Origin of the sequence: Photobacterium leiognathi, from assembly GCF_030685535.1 — a bacterium.
GTDB lineage: Bacteria > Pseudomonadota > Gammaproteobacteria > Enterobacterales > Vibrionaceae > Photobacterium > Photobacterium leiognathi.
The window spans coordinates 1-19,240 of sequence record NZ_CP131601.1 but is presented as its reverse complement, the minus strand read 5'-3'; the positions used below and the strand labels follow the sequence as shown (position 1 = coordinate 19,240).

Annotated in this window: 15 protein-coding genes, 1 pseudogene and 1 riboswitch; of the genes and pseudogenes, 7 read left to right on the top strand and 9 right to left on the bottom strand. The window is 44.5% G+C overall.

Annotation, left to right across the window (positions count from 1 at the left end; translation table 11 throughout):
• Positions 1-25 precede the first annotated feature (25 nt).
• The 3 genes from fadB (at position 26) to acuI (ending at position 4,614) form a co-directional block, all read left to right on the top strand.
• Positions 26-2,194 carry a fatty acid oxidation complex subunit alpha FadB gene (gene fadB / locus Q7674_RS06910; protein ID WP_045064218.1) on the top strand — a complete coding sequence of 723 codons (2,169 nt, stop codon included), beginning with the start codon at positions 26-28 and terminating at the stop codon, positions 2,192-2,194.
• A 16-nt stretch (positions 2,195-2,210) separates the two neighbouring features.
• Entirely contained in the window at positions 2,211-3,377 is a 1,167-nt protein-coding gene (gene fadA, locus Q7674_RS06905) for an acetyl-CoA C-acyltransferase FadA (RefSeq protein ID WP_023933967.1), read from the top strand.
• Between the two features lie 256 nt (positions 3,378-3,633).
• Positions 3,634-4,614 (top strand): acrylyl-CoA reductase (NADPH), encoded by a 981-nt coding sequence (gene acuI / locus Q7674_RS06900; protein WP_305423382.1) that lies wholly within the window; start codon positions 3,634-3,636, stop codon positions 4,612-4,614.
• 57 nt (positions 4,615-4,671) lie between these two features.
• On the opposite strand, the gene Q7674_RS06895 is transcribed toward acuI, so the two are convergent.
• Both Q7674_RS06895 and Q7674_RS06890 read right to left on the bottom strand, forming a co-directional pair.
• The gene (locus Q7674_RS06895; protein ID WP_305423380.1) at positions 4,672-5,616 is read right to left on the bottom strand and encodes a LysR family transcriptional regulator; all 945 of its coding nucleotides are present in this window, start codon (positions 5,614-5,616) and stop codon (positions 4,672-4,674) included.
• Between the two features lie 118 nt (positions 5,617-5,734).
• Complete coding sequence (locus tag Q7674_RS06890; RefSeq protein WP_008988298.1) at positions 5,735-5,914, bottom strand: hypothetical protein; 180 nt, start codon at positions 5,912-5,914, stop codon at positions 5,735-5,737.
• 141 nt (positions 5,915-6,055) lie between these two features.
• Here Q7674_RS06890 and tusA point away from each other — a divergent pair, with 141 nt between their 5' ends.
• Entirely contained in the window at positions 6,056-6,304 is a 249-nt protein-coding gene (tusA, locus tag Q7674_RS06885) for a sulfurtransferase TusA (RefSeq protein WP_008988299.1), read from the top strand.
• A gap of 83 nt (positions 6,305-6,387) precedes the next feature.
• Here tusA and Q7674_RS06880 read toward each other — a convergent pair whose 3' ends face one another.
• The 3 genes from Q7674_RS06880 to Q7674_RS06870 form a co-directional block, all read right to left on the bottom strand.
• Positions 6,388-6,633 carry a hypothetical protein gene (locus tag Q7674_RS06880; protein ID WP_045064216.1) on the bottom strand — a complete coding sequence of 82 codons (246 nt, stop codon included), beginning with the start codon at positions 6,631-6,633 and terminating at the stop codon, positions 6,388-6,390.
• A gap of 173 nt (positions 6,634-6,806) precedes the next feature.
• Entirely contained in the window at positions 6,807-7,364 is a 558-nt protein-coding gene (locus tag Q7674_RS06875; protein ID WP_045064214.1) for a TMEM165/GDT1 family protein, read from the bottom strand.
• An 88-nt stretch (positions 7,365-7,452) separates the two neighbouring features.
• A riboswitch (yybP-ykoY riboswitch) is annotated at positions 7,453-7,550 on the bottom strand.
• A gap of 111 nt (positions 7,551-7,661) precedes the next feature.
• Positions 7,662-8,351: a YiaD family glycine zipper/OmpA-like lipoprotein gene (locus Q7674_RS06870; RefSeq protein ID WP_042117399.1), complete on the bottom strand. Its 690-nt coding sequence runs from the start codon at positions 8,349-8,351 to the stop codon at positions 7,662-7,664.
• Between the two features lie 290 nt (positions 8,352-8,641).
• Here Q7674_RS06870 and glyQ point away from each other — a divergent pair, with 290 nt between their 5' ends.
• The 3 genes from glyQ (at position 8,642) to Q7674_RS06855 (ending at position 13,161) form a co-directional block, all read left to right on the top strand.
• Complete coding sequence (gene glyQ / locus Q7674_RS06865; RefSeq protein ID WP_008988303.1) at positions 8,642-9,553, top strand: glycine--tRNA ligase subunit alpha; 912 nt, start codon at positions 8,642-8,644, stop codon at positions 9,551-9,553.
• 9 nt (positions 9,554-9,562) lie between these two features.
• A complete protein-coding gene (gene glyS / locus Q7674_RS06860) occupies positions 9,563-11,632 on the top strand; it encodes a glycine--tRNA ligase subunit beta (RefSeq protein WP_305423377.1) in 2,070 nt (689 codons plus the stop codon).
• Positions 11,633-11,913: 281 nt separating this feature from the next.
• Positions 11,914-13,161 (top strand): valine--pyruvate transaminase, encoded by a 1,248-nt coding sequence (locus Q7674_RS06855; RefSeq protein ID WP_045064211.1) that lies wholly within the window; start codon positions 11,914-11,916, stop codon positions 13,159-13,161.
• Between the two features lie 102 nt (positions 13,162-13,263).
• On the opposite strand, the pseudogene gyrB reads toward Q7674_RS06855, so the two are convergent.
• The 4 genes and pseudogenes from gyrB to dnaA all read right to left on the bottom strand — a co-directional run.
• Positions 13,264-15,681: pseudogene (gene gyrB / locus Q7674_RS06850) on the bottom strand (DNA topoisomerase (ATP-hydrolyzing) subunit B).
• A gap of 19 nt (positions 15,682-15,700) precedes the next feature.
• Positions 15,701-16,783, bottom strand: coding sequence for a DNA replication/repair protein RecF (gene recF, locus Q7674_RS06845; RefSeq protein ID WP_305423375.1), 1,083 nt, complete (start codon positions 16,781-16,783; stop codon positions 15,701-15,703).
• Positions 16,784-16,785: 2 nt separating this feature from the next.
• Complete coding sequence (gene dnaN, locus Q7674_RS06840) at positions 16,786-17,886, bottom strand: DNA polymerase III subunit beta (protein WP_023933978.1); 1,101 nt, start codon at positions 17,884-17,886, stop codon at positions 16,786-16,788.
• Between the two features lies 1 nt (position 17,887).
• On the bottom strand, positions 17,888-19,240 hold a 1,353-nt coding region (dnaA, locus tag Q7674_RS06835; RefSeq protein ID WP_305423373.1), incomplete at its 5' end, for a chromosomal replication initiator protein DnaA.

The window sequence follows — 19,240 nt, the reverse complement described above, 5'->3', positions numbered from 1 at the left end:
AGACTGGAAGATATGGAGATAGAACATGATTTACCAAGGTGAAACCCTATCTGTAAGCTATCTGGAAGATGGTATTGCAGAGCTCAGTCTGAATGCTCAAGGCCCCGTCAACAAATTCAATATTTCAACATTGGAAAGTTTCAATCAGGCACTGAATGCATTGTATCAACAGCCCGATTTAAAAGGGTTGATCATTACCTCAGCTAAAGAGGCTTTTATTGTTGGTGCTGATATTACCGAGTTCCTCGGTTTATTTGCGAAACCTGAAGCCGAGCTCTCTCAATGGCTTTCACATGCTAACGACATCTTTAATAAGCTTGAAGATCTGCCCGTACCAACGCTCTCTGCAATTAATGGCTATGCATTAGGCGGCGGCTGTGAGTGTGTACTCGCTACTGACTTTCGTGTTGCCGATACCAAAGCTCGTATTGGGCTGCCTGAAACGAAATTAGGTATCATGCCCGGCTTTGGTGGCACAGTAAGGCTACCACGTTTGATTGGCGCAGATTCTGCCATGGAGATCATTACCGCAGGCAAAGATAAAAAAGCCCAAGATGCATTAAAGCTAGGGCTCGTTGATGCCGTTGTCGAACCCGATAATTTAAAATGTGCAGCTCTCGCGATGATCAAAAGTGCCATTGACGGCAAACTTGATTGGCAACAATGTCGCCAGCAAAAGCAAGCACCATTAGGGTTGAATAAAATCGAAGCCGCCATGAGCTTTACCACCGCTAAAGGTATGGTCGCGAAAGTCGCTGGCAAACATTACCCAGCACCAATGGCTGCTGTGACAACCATCGAGCAAGCTGCCCGTTGTTCACGCAATGAAGCACTCACCGTCGAAAATCAGCACTTCGTAAAACTTGCCAAAACCGATGTGGCTGAAGCGTTAGTGAGTATCTTCCTCAACGATCAATACATCAAAGGGCAAGCGAAAAAGGCCACAAAAGCGGCTAAACCAACCGATCATGCCATGGTATTAGGTGCAGGTATTATGGGCGGCGGTATCGCCTATCAATCCGCCTTAAAAGGCACGCCAGTTCTTATGAAAGACATTGCCGAAGCATCACTGACATTGGGAATGACGGAAGCGGCAAAATTACTGAATAAAAAACTCGAACGAGGCCGTATTGATGGGTTAACCATGGCATCGGTACTGTCCTCTATTACCCCAAGCCTACATTATGCTGGCGCAGACAGTGTCGATGTCGTCGTCGAAGCTGTAGTTGAAAACCCGAAAGTCAAAGCAGCAGTATTAGCAGATGTAGAATCACAGGTTAGCGACGATACTGTGATTGCCTCTAACACCTCAACCATCCCCATTAACCTACTGGCGCAGTCACTAAAACGTCCGGAAAACTTCTGTGGGATGCACTTTTTCAACCCTGTACATCGCATGCCATTGGTAGAAATCATTCGTGGTGAAAAAACATCACAACAAACTATCGATCGTATTGTTGCTTATGCCGCGAAAATGGGTAAATCCCCTATCGTCGTCAATGATTGCCCAGGATTCTTTGTTAACCGCGTACTGTTCCCTTATTTCGCTGGTTTTAGCTTATTACTCCAAGATGGTGCTGATTTCGTTCAAGTCGATAAAGTAATGGAAAAGCAATTTGGCTGGCCAATGGGTCCTGCTTATCTACTTGATGTGGTGGGTATTGATACCGCTCACCATGCACAAACCGTTATGGCAGAAGGTTTCCCCGAGCGTATGGGTAAAAACGGCAAAGATGCCATTGATGTAATGTTTGAAGCGCAGCGTTTTGGTCAGAAAAACGGGATCGGCTTTTTCAGCTACTCACTCGATAGAAAAGGTAAACCAAAAAAATCCCTCTCAGAGGATGCTCATGCACTGTTAGCGCCTGTCAGTAAGCCACAGACCAAATTTGAGAGTGATGCCATCATTGCGCGTATGATGATCCCAATGATTAACGAAGTCGTGCGCTGTTTAGAAGAAAACATTATAGCCACGCCAGCAGAAGCTGATATGGCATTGGTATATGGCTTGGGCTTCCCACCTTTCCGTGGTGGTGTATTCCGCTACCTTGATAGCTTAGGACTGGCAAACTATGTTGCGCTTGCCGATCAATATGCTCACCTTGGTGCGCTCTATGAAGTACCACAAGGATTAAGAGAAAAAGCTGCCCAAGGCGAAACCTACTATAACCACACCGCCAACCTGAACGCTTAAGGATGAGGAGATAACTATGAATAACGTCGTAATTGTTGATTGCATCCGTACCCCAATGGGGCGTTCGAAAGGTGGTGCTTATCGCAATGTTCGCGCAGAAGATCTCTCTGCTCACTTAATGAAAGGCTTGCTTGAACGCAACCCGCAACTTGACCCTAACAAGATTGAAGATATCTACTGGGGCTGTGTGCAACAAACCTTAGAGCAAGGTTTTAACGTTGCCCGCAATGCAGCGCTACTGGCTGGTATCCCACATTCGGTAGGTGCGACTACCGTCAACCGTTTATGTGGCTCCTCCATGCAAGCACTGCATGATGCAACCCGTGCGATCATGGTCGGCGATGCGCAAACCTGCATCATTGGGGGTGTTGAACACATGGGTCATGTACCTATGAACCATGGTGTGGATTTCCACCCGGGTCTTTCAAAATCTGTCGCCAAGGCAGCAGGTATGATGGGGTTAACAGCAGAAATGCTCGGACGAATGCATGGGATCAACCGAGAAATGCAAGATGCCTTTGCTGCACGCTCCCACCAACGCGCTCATGCTGCCACTATTGAAGGGCGATTTAATAACGAAATCTTTGCCACTGAAGGGCATGATAAAGATGGCATTTTAAGACGCTTTGAAACCGATGAAGTGATCCGCCCGGAAACCACAGTTGAAGCGCTTAGCCAATTGCGCCCGGTGTTTGATCCAGTTAATGGCACAGTAACCGCGGGCTCATCCTCCGCCCTTTCGGATGGCGCTTCAGCCATGCTGATTATGAGTGAGCAACATGCCCGAGATTTAGGACTACGTATTCGTGCGCGTGTTAAATCCATGGCGGTGGCTGGTTGTGATCCTTCAATTATGGGTTACGGCCCTGTTCCTGCTACTCAAAAAGCATTAAAACGTGCTGGTGTCACTATGGATGATATTGGTATGGTTGAGCTTAACGAAGCTTTTGCTGCCCAATCACTGCCTTGCGCTAAAGATTTAGGGCTACTTGATAAGATGGATGAGAAGGTCAATCTTAACGGGGGCGCGATTGCTCTAGGTCATCCATTAGGTTGTTCTGGTTCACGTATCTCAACAACCTTAATCAACTTAATGGAAAATCATGATGTTGAACTTGGCCTAGCCACGATGTGTATTGGCCTCGGTCAAGGTATTGCGACAATCTTTGAGCGTGTTGATTGATCAAATCAATCGAGTCTTAAACTCCATTGACAAAAAAGCTTACTTTCTACAGTAAGCTTTTTCTTTTCTACAATTTATCTTTTTTCATATAGCGTATATCAACTAAGCTATCTATCTAAAAGATAATGAAGAATTGAGTGAATATATGTTAGTTGCGCATAGATACCATGATTAAGTTTCATTTTATTCATGCTTATTGAGCGAGATACACTAACCTCATATTCACTGTCGAACATGAATTTACCGGAGCATCGCTATGTTTAAAGCACTAGTACTAGAACAAGAAGATAAAAAAACACTTGCAGGTATTCGCCAACTTGAGACATCAGATCTCCCTGAAGGTGATGTGTTAATTGATGTTGATTACTCTTCACTAAACTACAAAGATGGTTTAGCGATCACAGGTAAAGGTCGCATTGTTCGTCAGTTCCCAATGGTTCCAGGTATCGACTTAACCGGTACTGTGGCTGAATCATCAGATGATCGCTACAAAGCAGGCGATAAAGTTGTACTAACTGGCTGGGGTGTTGGTGAAGGTCACTGGGGGGGTATGGCTGAAAAAGCACGCCTTAACGCTGATTGGCTAGTACCACTACCGCAAAAGTTCGATGGTAAACAAGCAATGATGATCGGTACTGCTGGTTTAACAGCAATGCTATGTGTTCAAGCTATTGTTGATGCTGATGTAAAACCAGAAGACGGTGAAATCCTTGTAACAGGTGCGAGCGGTGGTGTTGGCTCAGTAGCAGTAACCTTACTTTCTCAACTAGGTTATAAAGTAGCGGCAGTAACAGGCCGTGCAGAAGTAAACGGTGAGTTACTTAAAAAGCTAGGTGCAACAACCATCATTGAACGTAGCGTATTTGAAGAGCCAGCTCGCCCACTAGACAAACAACTATGGGCTGGTGCTATCGATACCGTAGGTAGCAAGGTACTAGCAAAAGTACTAAGCCAAATTAACTACAATGGCGCAGTGGCTATTTGTGGTCTTGCTGGCGGTTTCGATTTACCAACAACAGTAATGCCATTTATTCTTCGTAACGTTCGCCTACAAGGTGTTGACTCAGTAATGTGTCCGTTCGAGAAACGCCAACAAGCATGGCAACGTCTATCTGAGCTACTACCAGCAAGCTACTTTGAACAAGCATGTCGTGAAGTAGCACTAGAAGAAGTGGCTGAATGCGCTGAAGCTATCACTAATGGTAAAATCACAGGCCGTGTCGTGATCAAGCTATAACCAATTCATCTATTGATATAAATAAGGTCAGCATCATGCTGACCTTTTTATTGCCTGCTATTTGATTAATCCCATATCGTGGATACGCGATTCAATTAATCGGCTACATTCTTCTTTGATAATGTTACGCAGCCAGATCTGCGAAGCAGAATGCTCACACCGAGAATGCCAAATTAATGAATAATCAAATGGCTCAAATTCAAACGGCAATGGCTTGACCACCAAGTTATAACGCTCTGCCACTAAATATGCTAAGTCAGCAGGGACGGTAATAATTAATGGCATTTGTTTAATCACCGCCAATGCGGCTTCTAAATGATATGCTCGCAACACCATTTTACGTTCAGGATAACCACGTAGCGCATCATCTATCAGTGACTTCACCCCATCACTAATCGCAATCATCGCATGGGGATAGGTTAAGTAATCATCCAACGTTAGCGGCTTATCAACCAGCGGATGATCTTCTGCCAATAAGCAAAACACACTCACTAAACCTAACTGCTCATGACAAAGCGGCTCCACTAGCCCAATAGGACGACAAATCGCCATATCACAACCATCACTGGTTAACTGCTCTAATAAGTGATCGTGCTGCAATGGCGCGAACTCTAATGAAATATTCGGTGCTTCTTGATAAACACGAGGCAGTGCAAACGGCAAGATGGTTTGCATCGCATAATCCGTTGTGGCGATCTTAAAATGCTGATCACATAGGCTTGGCTGAAAGTCATTCGGCGTTAGCAAAATGCGTAACGACTCTAATGGATCATTTAACTGCTCATTTATTTCCAACGCACGTTGGGTTGGGATCAATGCTTGCCCTTGGCGAGTAAACAAAGGATCACGTAATAAATCTCGTAAACGCCCTAGTACACGACTCATTGCCGACTGACTGAGGTTTAACCGAACCGCAGCGCGACTCACACTGCCTTCATCCAACAGAACTTTGAGTGCAACTAATAAATTTAAGTCACGACGATAAACTTCTTCTAATTCCATTAGGCTCTCAAGAACTCAGAATTAATCAAATAGAGAAATATTATGGCGGGATAGATAAAAAAAATCCCGCTTAAATTGCGGGAAAACCCAAGTGATGGGTGTGTTGGTTATGAATGAATTAATTTTCTTCTTCAAATTCAGTGTCATTGGTCAGTTCAAACCAAAGCCCAAGTGCTGCTGAAAACAACCCACCGATAGCAAAAATACCCATTTGCTCTGGGGTGGTCAGCATAATTGCACAGAATGAAATGAAGCACAGTACTGCATAAATTGTCAGTCTATCCGTTGATGTCAGCATACTACTTCCCCCTAATCCTTCAGAAAGAAACGTTAACAACATGTTAATTACGTTACACAGTATATATTGATTTGCCAAGTGTTATTGATTAATTCTTGTCCATAAGTATGATCTGACGCTTACTAATAAGATGTGTATGTTATGACTGCTATTTTTGATAATCCGACTCATAGCCTAGAAGCGCAAGGACTACGCTGCCCTGAGCCAGTAATGATGGTTCGTAAAACGGTAAGGAAAATGGCCGAAGGCGAAACCCTATTGGTATTGGCTGACGATCCGTCAACCACGCGTGATATTCCTAGCTTCTGCCGTTTCATGGATCACACGCTGCTTGCAGCAGATACAGAAAGCGTCCCTTATCGCTTTTTGATCCAAAAAGGCGCGAACTAAACACTAATACCGAATAAAGCAAAAGGCAGCCAAAAGGCTGCCTTTTTAATATCGATGACTTTTATTGCAATGACAAAAGCATACTACACATCACTAATCTTCTGACGTATTGCTTCAAGCTCATGGTGTAAATCACGTATTTCTTTTTTCATCGGTATAACGTAACGAAGTCGTACCAAGGAATCAATAGCAAGGTATAACGTCACTATTGCGCCCACGACCATCGGCAGCCACATATCGGTCAAAGCCATACCGAACACATTCAGCACCAATGCAAAGTGAAATAACCAACATTGGCTTTTAGGTGAAATCGCGAGAAACCGAGCCATACTCCCTCCTGCAATTTAAACAAAGAAACGCACTACGTTTATTCGCTTTCACTCTAGCATTTTTGACGATAAGGTTCTTATGTCGCAATCACAATTCATTATGAATCACTGCAACATCAGACGTGATGGCTAAGCGATAGTTTCATGTGAAACACTTAACCGCTTATATGTATTTACATACCAAAACCTGCAGCCACCGCAAGGAATAAAAATAGCGCAGCCGTCACTTTTCGGATTAAACTCAGCGGCATTTTTTCAGCAGATAATTTACCAATTAGTACAACAGGCACATTCGCCAATAACATACCAATGGTAGTGCCAAGTACCACCCACATTAATGCATCGTGGTATTTCGCCCCTAGCATGGTGGTCGCGATTTGCGTTTTATCGCCAATTTCAGCAATAAAGAATGCGATAAAGCTAGCGATAAATGGCCCACGATTCGATAGCTTTTCATCATCATCGAGTTTATCAGGGATCAATATCCAGCCTGCCATCAGTACAAAACTCACCACCAATACCCACTTTAGTACTTCAGGGGTTAGGTAATCAGCAATGGCAACACCAAGCCACGCAGCTAACGCATGATTAACAATGGTCGCAAGAAAAATGGCACTAATAATAGGAATGGGTTTGCGATATCGACTAGCAAGCAGTAGGGATAATAATTGAGTCTTGTCCCCTATTTCGGCTAGAGCGACAGACGTAATAGAAATAGCTAAAACACTCACAACATACTCTCTGGGGCGGGAATTATTGATACCAATAGCAAAACATACACTCCCACCCCGGTTTGTGTTGTTTGCCGTTGGTCTTGCCAAATTTATCGCGTTGGATAAATCATAATTACCACGAAGATTTTGCTTCGATTATGTTGATAATTATCTCGCAAGGTGCGAGAGGCTACTCCCCAAAGGAGACACGATTTTAACAGACAAAAGGTGAACTTTTAACCATTAATTATGGTTCTATAGATACAAAAACGGTGAGCCAGCGCTCACCGTTTGAATTACGTTAAACGTAATATATTAACCTAGTGGAGATAAAATGATCTCAACACGACGGTTTTGTGCACGACCGTTCTCAGTGCTGTTAGAAGCGATTGGATTTGCTTCACCACGACCTTGAGAAATAACACGGTTCGCGTTAACACCTTGACGGATTAAGTAGTTACCTACTGCATCTGCACGAACTTGAGATAGACGAAGGTTGTAAGACGCCGCACCTTTACTATCTGTAAAACCAAGCACATTTAATTGTGTTTTTGGGTATTCCTTCGCAACAAGCGCTACATTGTGTAGTGCGTTCATTGCGCGATCATTTAGGTTAGCCTGATCAAAACCAAACGTGATTTCGTTAGGCATATTTAGAATGATATTATTACCGTCACGAGTTACGCTGATACCAGAAGATGCTAGCTGCTGACGTAGTTTCGCTTCTTGCACATCCATGTAGTAACCAATACCGCCACCCAGTGCTGCACCTGCTGCTGCACCGATAAGTGCACCTTTACCACGGTCATGCTTACTAGAAGAAGCCACACCAATTGCTGCACCTGCAAGTGCACCAATGATTGAACCGCCAGTGCCTTTCGCTGTTTGAGACTCACCAGTGTAAGGATTCACTGTTGAACAGCCAGCCATAGTTACAGAAGCGACAACAGAAATCACTGCCGCACGCACCCACTTTTTAGATGCCATTGCTTTATTTTGAGCCATCTTTTTAAGTATCCGTATACTCGATATAGAATCGATAAATTAGAAATTTATTATACTGGCAATAACAGCCAGAAATATTTGTCGCATATTGTAATCAACAACGCTATATGAGGCATCAAGAGAATGTAAAAATTCCCTTAATTCAAAACAAAACTGCATGAACGTGGAAGAATTTTGGTAAATCCCCTCAAAGATGTGTAAAAAACACGCACTGCCCCTACTCGCCTTAGGGTTGGCGAGGTATACTGGATTATTACTCTTTTTAATCCACTAATCTCGCGAAGCTGACAATGCAGAAATACGATATTAAAACCTTTCAGGGCATGATCCTCGCGCTGCAGGATTACTGGGGCCAACAAGGTTGTACTATTGTGCAACCACTAGACATGGAAGTGGGCGCAGGTACTTCTCACCCAATGACATGTTTACGTGCTCTAGGTCCAGAACCGATTGCAGCAGCGTATGTACAACCATCTCGCCGCCCAACTGACGGCCGTTACGGTGAAAACCCTAACCGTCTACAGCACTACTACCAGTTCCAAGTGATGCTAAAGCCATCACCTGACAACATTCAAGAACTGTACTTAGGCTCATTAGAAGTACTAGGTATCGACACTAAAGTGCACGACATCCGTTTCGTTGAAGACAACTGGGAAAACCCAACATTGGGTGCTTGGGGTCTTGGCTGGGAAGTTTGGCTAAACGGCATGGAAGTAACACAGTTTACTTACTTCCAGCAGGTTGGTGGCCTTGAGTGTAAGCCTGTTACAGGTGAAATCACTTACGGTATCGAGCGTCTTGCTATGTACATCCAGAACGTTGATTCTGTGTACGACCTAGTATGGACAGATGGTCCTCTAGGTAAAGTAACTTACGGTGATATCTTCCACCAAAACGAAGTTGAGCAATCAACTTACAACTTCGAACACGCCGACGTCGATTTCCTATTCACATTCTTCGACCAATGTGAAAAAGAAGCAACGCAACTACTAGAGCTAGAGCAGCCTCTACCATTGCCAGCTTACGAACGTATTTTGAAAGCAGCGCACGCATTTAACCTATTAGATGCACGTAAAGCGATCTCAGTAACTGAACGTCAACGTTACATTCTGCGTATCCGCAACTTAACTAAACAAGTTGCTGAAGCTTACTACGCATCTCGTGAAGCACTTGGCTTCCCAATGTGTAAAAAAGACAAGTAAGGGATCGCCATGACACAGAAGAATTTCTTAATCGAGCTAGGTACTGAAGAGCTACCACCAAAAGCACTACGTACCCTAGCTGAAGCTTTTGCTGCTAACTTTGAAGCGGAACTAAAAGCTGCTGATCTACCTCATGATGGTATCAAGTGGTACGCAGCGCCTCGTCGTTTAGCACTTAAAGTAACAGGTCTTGCTGATAACCAACCTGATAAAGTAGTTGAGAAGCGCGGTCCTGCTATCGCTTCAGCATTTGATGCAGACGGTAACCCAACTAAAGCAGCACAAGGCTGGGCTCGTGGTAACGGCATCACTGTTGACCAAGCTGAGCGCATGGTGACAGACAAGGGTGAATGGCTACTGTTCAAACAAGAAGTGAAAGGCCAACCTGCTCAAACACTACTTCCTGAACTAGCAGCAGCGGCTCTTGCTAAGCTACCTATCCCACGTCCAATGCGTTGGGGTGACAAAGACACACAATTTATCCGTCCAGTGAAAACACTGACCATGCTATTGGGTGACGAGCTAGTTGAAGGCACTATCTTAGGTGTTGCTTCTGCACGTACTATCCGTGGTCACCGTTTCATGGGTGAAGCTGAATTTACTATCGACAATGCTGATCAATACCCTGCAATTCTAGAAGAGCGCGGTAAAGTGATGGCTGACTATGAAGCACGTAAAGCAATCATTGTTGCTGACGCGCAGAAAGCAGCACAAGCCGTTGGCGGTACAGCCGATCTAGAAGACGATCTTGTTGAAGAAGTAACCTCTCTTGTTGAATGGCCTGTTGTACTAACAGCATCATTTGAAGAGAAGTTCCTGAAAGTACCTTCTGAAGCCTTGGTTTACACCATGAAAGGCGATCAGAAGTACTTCCCTGTTTACGATGCTGAAGGCAAGCTTGTACCTAAGTTCATCTTCGTATCAAACATCATCTCTAACGATCCAAGCCAAATCATCTCGGGTAACGAGAAAGTGGTTCGTCCTCGCCTAGCAGATGCTGAGTTCTTCTTTAACACTGACCTTAAGAGCAAGTTGATTGATCGCCTACCTCAACTAGAGACTGCGATTTTCCAAAAGCAACTGGGTACGATTAAAGACAAGACAGATCGCATCACAGAGCTTGCTGGCTACATTGCTGACAAGATCGGTGCAGACGTTGATAACGCGAAGCGTGCAGGTCTACTGGCGAAATGTGACCTAATGACATCTATGGTATTTGAATTTACAGATACGCAAGGTGTAATGGGTATGCACTACGCACGTCACGATGGCGAGCAAGAAGATGTAGCACTAGCCCTAAACGAGCAATACATGCCTCGTTTTGCGGGTGACCAACTACCAAGCACACCAGTATCATCAGCAGTCGCTATGGCTGATAAGCTAGATACTATTGTAGGTATCTTCGGTATCGGTCAAGCGCCAAAAGGCAGTGACCCATTCGCACTACGTCGTGCATCACTAGGTGTACTACGTATCATCGTTGAAAACGGCTACGATCTAGACCTTGTTGATCTTGTTGCTAAAGCGCACTCGCTATTCGGTGACAAGCTAACTAACAATAACGTAGATTCAGACGTTATCGAATTCATGTTAGGTCGTTTCCGTGCATGGTACCAAGATGCTGGCTTTAGCATTGATGTTATCCAAGCCGTACTTGCGATGCACCCAACACAATCGGCTGATTTTGATAAGCGTGTTAAAGCGGTAAGCCACTTCCGTGAGCTTGATGCAGCTGAATCACTAGCAGCAGCAAACAAGCGTGTTGGTAACATCCTTGCGAAATTCGACGGTAAACTACCGACTACGGTTGATAACAGCCTACTTGTAGAAGCTGCTGAAAAAGAGCTAGCAGAGAAAGTAACCGCTGTTGTTGCTGCGCTTGAGCCAGTATTTGCCGCAGGTGACTACCAAACTGCGCTAACAGAGCTTGCTTCACTACGTGAGCCTGTTGATGCTTTCTTCGATAACGTAATGGTAATGGCTGATGACGAGAAACTTAAAGTTAACCGTCTAGCGCTACTTAACCTACTACGTAACCAATTCTTGAAAGTGGCAGATATCTCTCTACTTCAAAAATAAGATTGGTTAACGTTATCTAAAACCACGCTCCGGCGTGGTTTTTTTTCGCCTGTTTTTTTGCTGTCTCTTGCGTGTGTTTCATGTGGAACACTTTTTTACTTGTATTAAATACACGTACAACCTCTTTGCCATTCGAGATAATCCACAGCACCGACCACCACCAACCGATGAGATTTCAACTTTCTCTGAATCGGACAATACGTTATGTTACGCTCAATAAGCCATCATATTGATAGCACTTACATCAAGAACTAAATATCGACACTGAGGTTGTAAACGTAATGGACTTTTCGCGCTTTGGTAATAAGTTTGCAGGCGATTCTGGGATCACCCTATTAATGCAAGATCTCAATGATGGACTCACCAATCCCGATGCCATCATGCTCGGAGGTGGAAATCCAGCGCAAATCCCTGCCATGAATCACTACTTTACTGAGCTATTAAAAGACATGGCAACCACAGGTGAGCTTACTGCGTCGATGACTAACTATGACGGTCCACAAGGTAAGGATCGCTTTCTTGATGCGCTTGCGACACTGTTACAGCAACAATACGGTTGGAAAATTAGTGCTAAAAATATTGTCTTAACCAATGGCAGCCAAAGTGCGTTCTTTAGCCTATTTAACTTACTGGCGGGTGAATTTGAAAATGGAAAAAAGAAGAAAATATTACTGCCGTTATCACCAGAATACATTGGTTATGCAGATGCTGGTTTAAGCCCTGATATGTTTATCTCATACCAACCTACGATCAGTATGTTGGAAGATGGCTTCTTTAAATACCATGTCGATTTTAGCAAACTCGTCATCGATGACAGCATCGCAGCCATTTGTGCCTCTCGCCCAACCAACCCGACAGGCAATGTACTTACAGATAAAGAAATCGAACATTTAGCAGCGCTAGCTAAAGCGCACCAGATCCCGTTAATTATCGACAATGCTTACGGCTTACCCTTCCCTGATATTATTTTTGAAGAGGTAACACCATTTTGGGATAACAACACCATTCTGTGCATGAGCTTATCCAAGCTTGGGCTACCCGGTGTCCGCTGTGGCATCGTGATTGCCAATGAAGCGATGGTTACTGCTTTGTCTAACATCAATGGTATCGTCAATTTAGCACCTGGTAGTATTGGTCCTGCAGTGGCAACGAAAATGATCCACCAGCAAGAACTACTACCACTGAGTCAAAACGTGATTAAGCCGTTTTATCACCAGAAGGTACAACGCGCCGTTGAATTACTGCGCCAAGCTATTCCCGATCCTCGATTTAAAATTCACAAACCTGAAGGCGCTATCTTCTTATGGCTATGGTTTGAAGATCTACCGATCACCACTAAGGTGCTTTATCAACGCTTAAAACAACGTGGCGTACTGATCGTGCCTGGTGAATATTTCTTTATCGGATTACAAGATGAATGGGCACACAGTCATGAATGCTTACGCATGAACTATGTCCAAGATGATGAAGCAATGCAGCGTGGTATTACTATTATTGCAGAAGAAGTCGCTAACGCTTACGCAGAGTAACCGCCCTTTTAGCTCGTATAGATAATAAAAAACGCCGCTATCACTAGCGGCGTTTTTATTGAGCTTGAAAGACAAACTATACGTTTGTGCTATACAGCAATACTATACGTCGAGGTTAGCTACTTTCAGTGCGTTCTCTTCGATGAAGTTACGACGAGGTTCAACTTGATCGCCCATTAGACAGGTAAACAGCTCATCGGCAGCCACAGCATCATTGATAGTTACTTGCATCATACGACGTGATTCAGGATCCATAGTTGTTTCCCAAAGTTGCTCTGGGTTCATCTCACCTAGACCTTTGTAGCGCTGTAGAGAAAGACCACGACGTGATTCTTTGTTCAGCCACTCCAATGCATCTTTAAAGCTTGAAACCGCTTGCTTACGCTCACCACGTTGAACAAATGCTGTATCTTCAAGTAACCCATCTAATGCTTCAGACAGATCAGCAATCTTCGCGTACTCTTTCGAGTTAAGCAGATCGAAGCTTAATAAGTATTCGTGATCAACACCGTGAGTACGTACAATCACTTTCGGCAAGAAGACGTTGTTCTCTTCATCACGGATGATCTCAGAGCTATATAGACTCTCACCAGATTGCTTAGCATTAAGAGCGGTGATCAATGGTGCTAACCATGCTTCAACTTTCGCTTCATCTGCCATCATTTCCGTTGTTAAACGAGGCTGGTAAACAAACTCATTAAGCATCAGTGATGGGTAACGACGGCTCATACGATCGATAAGCTTAATGCCCGCATTGTATTGCGTTACTAATGTCTCTAGTGCAGCACCTGTAATTGCTGGCGCGCCATCGTTAGCAAATAGTGATGCGTTATCCAGTGCCAATGTCGTTTGGTACTGGTTCATATCTTCATCATCTTTGATGTATTGCTCTTGCTTACCCTTCTTCACTTTGTAAAGTGGTGGCTGTGCAATGTAGATATGACCACGCTCGATAAGCTCTGGCATTTGACGGTAGAAGAAGGTCAACAGTAGCGTACGAATGTGCGAACCATCGACATCGGCATCGGTCATGATGATGATGTTGTGGTAGCGTAGCTTGTCTGGGTTGTATTCGTCACGACCGATACCACAGCCCATTGCCGTGATCAGCGTTGCCACTTCTTGCGAAGATAGCATCTTGTCGAAACGTGCTTTTTCTACGTTAAGGATCTTACCTTTAAGCGGCAGGATTGCTTGGTTCTTACGGTTACGGCCTTGCTTAGCAGAACCACCCGCAGAGTCACCCTCCACTATGTACAGTTCAGACACGGCAGGATCTTTTTCCTGACAGTCAGCAAGTTTACCTGGAAGACCCGCTAAATCTAACGCACCTTTACGGCGTGTCATTTCACGTGCTTTACGTGCAGCTTCACGCGCACGTGATGCATCGATGATCTTAGTACAAACGGTTTTCGCATCTGCTGGGTTTTCTAATAAGAACTCAGCAAGCTTTTCGTTCATTGCAGATTCAACCGCTGCTTTCACTTCGCTTGAAACTAGTTTGTCTTTGGTCTGGCTAGAGAACTTAGGATCCGGCACTTTCACAGAGATAACGGCGGTTAAACCTTCACGGGCATCATCACCAGATGTCGCCGCTTTTGCTTTCTTCGAGTAGCCTTCTTTATCCATGAACGAGTTCAGCGTACGTGTTAACGCACCACGGAAACCCGCTAAGTGAGTACCACCATCACGCTGAGGGATGTTGTTAGTAAAACAGAAAATGCTTTCTTGGAAACCGTCGTTCCACTGCATTGCAACTTCAACCGAAATACCGTCATCACGCTCACTATCAAAGTGGAAAACTTTCGGATGGATCGGTGTCTTGTTACGGTTTAAGTGCTCTACGAATGCTTGAATACCGCCTTCGTACATGAAGTGATCGTGCTTACCTTCTTCACGCTCATCATTTAGCTTGATAGAAACGCCAGAGTTAAGGAAAGACAGCTCACGAAGACGTTTAGCTAGAATTTCGTATTGGAATTCGATATTTGTGAACGTTTCTTCACTTGATCAGAAACGAATACGAGTACCAGTTTCATCGGTATCGCCAATCACCGCTAGTGGTGCATCAGGTACACCGTGACGGTAAACTTGCTGGTGAATATGACCACCACGTTTAATGGTTAGTTCTACTTTTTCAGACAGTGCGTTCACAACCGACACACCTACACCGTGAAGACCACCTGATACTTTGTATGAGTTATCATCGAACTTACCACCAGCGTGCAGTACCGTCATGATAACTTCAGCAGCAGATACACCTTCTTCTTCATGTAGCTCTGTTGGAATACCACGGCCGTCATCGCTAACAGATACCGAACCATCTTCGTGGATGGTAACAATGATATCTTCACAGTGACCAGCAAGAGCTTCATCGATAGAGTTATCGACAACCTCAAAAACCATGTGGTGCAAGCCAGTACCATCATCAGTATCACCGATATACATTCCTGGGCGCTTACGTACCGCATCGAGGCCTTTAAGCACCTTAATGCTTGATGAATCGTAATTGTTGGACATTGAGTTACTCTCGCTTTAATTATCCTGCGGTTATTTTACCGTGTTCCACATGGAACAGCTTGCCATTTTCATCGAGCATATCAGCAACTTGATCGTCACTAATGGCACTGATGAACACTTGGGCGTTAGTTTCCTTTAATCGCTGCGCTAGCAACGCTCGCCTGTGGCTATCCAATTCGGAAGCAAAATCATCAATAAGGTAAATACATTGTTTGCCAGTCGCTTCTGTTAAGTGCAAACCTTGCGCCAATCGCAATGCACACACCATCAATTTCAGTTGTCCACGGGACAACACATCCTCAACAGGCGTACTAGCAACCTTTATCCGTAAATCGGCCTTATGTGGCCCACTTGCGGTATAACCAAGTTGGCAATCACGCTCAAAATTGCGCTTTAACAACTCGGCATAAGGTGTTTCTTTTTCCCAACCTCGGTAGTAACCAAGTTGAATTTCATATTCAGGGAGAAAAACCTGAAAAATCTCAGCGGCTTTTTCTTTTACCGCTGAAATATAATCTTGGCGCCATACACTAATTTGCTCAGCCAGCAGTGCTAACTCTTGATCCCAATAACTGAGTTCACGGTAACTACGTGCGGTTTTGAGCAAGGCATTACGCTGTTTGGTTAATCGTTTTAAGCGGCTCCATGCATGGTAGAACTTAGGTTCAACATGAAACACGCCCCAATCAATAAACGCACGGCGGTATTTAGGCCCGCCGATCAATAAATCAAACCCTTCAGGGGTAATTAACTGTAATGGTAAAATCTGCGCAAGTTGTGCCACCTTCTGGTTTGGCTCCCCTGCGATTTTCACTTCCGTCGTACCATCACGTTTTTTATTTAACCCAATTGGTAGCATCAATTGGGTTTGGTTATCCACCACTCGACCATGAATAAACAATTCACTCTGCTCGTGGCGGATCACTCGGCTAGTAAGATGGCTACGAAAAGAGCGGCCATGACCTAAGTAATGGATCGCTTCCAACACACTGGTTTTGCCACTGCCGTTAGCCCCGACTAAAAAATTAAATCCAGTCGCTAATGCCAAATCGCACGATTCAATATTTCGAAAATCGTGCACCATTAAACGAGTAAGTGCCATACCTATAGTCTGATAGGCATCACCACATACATGGCTTCATCGTTATTCGAGTCTTCAATTAATGACGGCGCATTGGCATCGGATAATGAAAGACGGACTTGATCGCATTTAAGGGTGTTTAATACATCCAACACATAGCTGACGTTGAAACCGATCTCTAAGCTATCGCCTTGGTAATCAACATCAAGAAACTCTTCTGCTTCTTCTTGCTCTGGGTTGTTAGCAGTAATACGCATTTCACCGTTTGATAAGTTAACACGTACACCACGGAATTTTTCATTCGATAAGATCGCCGCACGCGCAAACGCATTACGCATTTCTTCACAGCCCGCTTCTACAAACTTAGTGCTGTTTTGTGGCATAACACGACGGTAATCAGGGAATCGACCATCCACCAGCTTTGAAGTGAAAACAAAGTTATTCACGGTAGCGCGAATATTCGAGTTACCGATCTGAATGTTCACTTCCGCTTCAGGGTTATCAAACAGGCGCACCAACTCAAGTACCCCTTTACGCGGTACAATGATTTGTTTAGTTGGTAGCTCGTGGCCTGTGTTGATCGCACATACTGCCATACGGTGACCATCGGTTGCTACCGAGCGCAAGTGCTGACCATCAGTTTCAAACAACATGCCGTTTAAGTAGTAACGGACATCTTGGTTAGCCATTGAAAATTGAGTGCTGTCGATAAGCTGGCGCATACGGCCTTGCTCTAAGGTGAATTCCACCTCGCTTTGCCAATCTTCAATGTTCGGGAAATCAGCAGCAGGCAGTGTCGTTAAAGTATAACGGCTACGACCAGAGCGGATCAGCACACGATCACCTTCATAGCTCACCGAAATGGTAGCGCTACTTGGTAAACCACGGCAGATATCTAAAAACTTACGAGAAGGGACTGTCACTGCGCCTGATTCAAACTCACCATCGAGTGCAACTTTGGCAATCAGTTCAACTTCCAAGTCGGTACCTGTCATCGACAAGCAACCGTCTTCTACTTTCAACAAGATATTACCTAAGATCGGTAATGAAGGACGGCCGCCCAAAGCAGCAGCAACCTGTTGTAAAGGCTTTAATAAATGTTCGCGTTCGACGGTAAATTTCATATCAAGACGACAATGTTCTAATTAGGTTTGAATAATCTTCTTTAATATCGTGGCTTTCTTCACGTAGCTGTTCGATTTTACGACAAGCGTGAAGGACGGTCGTATGATCACGACCACCAAAAGCATCACCGATTTCAGGAAGACTGTGGTTAGTCAGCTCTTTTGCTAGTGCCATCGCCATTTGACGTGGGCGAGCAACACTACGAGAGCGACGTTTCGACAACATATCTGCCATCTTTATTTTATAGTATTCAGCAACGGTCTTCTGAATATTATCAATCGTGACTAGCTTTTCTTGCAGTGCTAATAAGTCACGCAGCGCTTCACGAACAAAATCAATGGTGATAGCACGACCAGTAAAGTTGGCATTGGCGATAACACGGTTCAACGCCCCTTCTAGCTCACGAACATTCGAGCGGAGTCGTTTCGCAATAAAGAAAGCCACTTCGTCAGCAAGACGAATATTATGATCTTCTGCCTTCTTCATTAAAATCGCAACACGGGTTTCTAACTCAGGCGGTTCAATCGCAACCGTTAAGCCCCAGCCAAAACGAGACTTCAAACGATCTTCTACCCCGTTAATTTCACGTGGGTAACGGTCTGATGTCAGAATGATTTGTTGGTTGCCTTCAAGCAGTGCGTTAAAGGTATGGAAGAATTCTTCTTGCGAACGCTCTTTATTGGCAAAGAATTGAATATCATCAATAAGCAAGGCATCAACGCTACGGTAGTAACGCTTAAATTCTTCAATCGCATTGTTTTGTAAGGCTTTGACCATATCCTGAACAAAACGTTCAGAGTGCATGTACACCACTTTGGCATTCGGCTTACGGTTAGCAATTGCATTACCTACCGCGTGTAACAGGTGAGTTTTACCTAAGCCTGTACCGCCATATAAAAAGAGCGGGTTGTAAGCTGCCCCAGGGTTATCCGCAACCTGACGACAAGCCGCTAAACCTAACTGGTTCGATTTACCTTCAACGAAATTATTGAAATTGTGTTTTGGATTAACGTTAGAACGGTAACCGCCCTGCTGCGCTTCAGGTTGTACTGGCGACGGTGCAGGTTCATAGCTTGTTGGCGCGGATTGTTCTAAACGCGATTCCACCGTTTCAACCGCAGGTGCTGGCGTTAAGGTTGGCGCAACAGCAGGTTGTGATGGTGGCGGTACAGTCATCGGTTTGCTACCGACTTCAAATCGTAGGATCGGTGCATCGCTGCCACAAAACTCGTTGAGCAGTCGATTGATATTATTAAGATACTTATCCCGCACCCAGTCCAATACAAAACGATTAGGCGCAAACAATGTCAAAGTATGATCATTTAACTCGGCTTGAAGCGGGCGAACCCACAT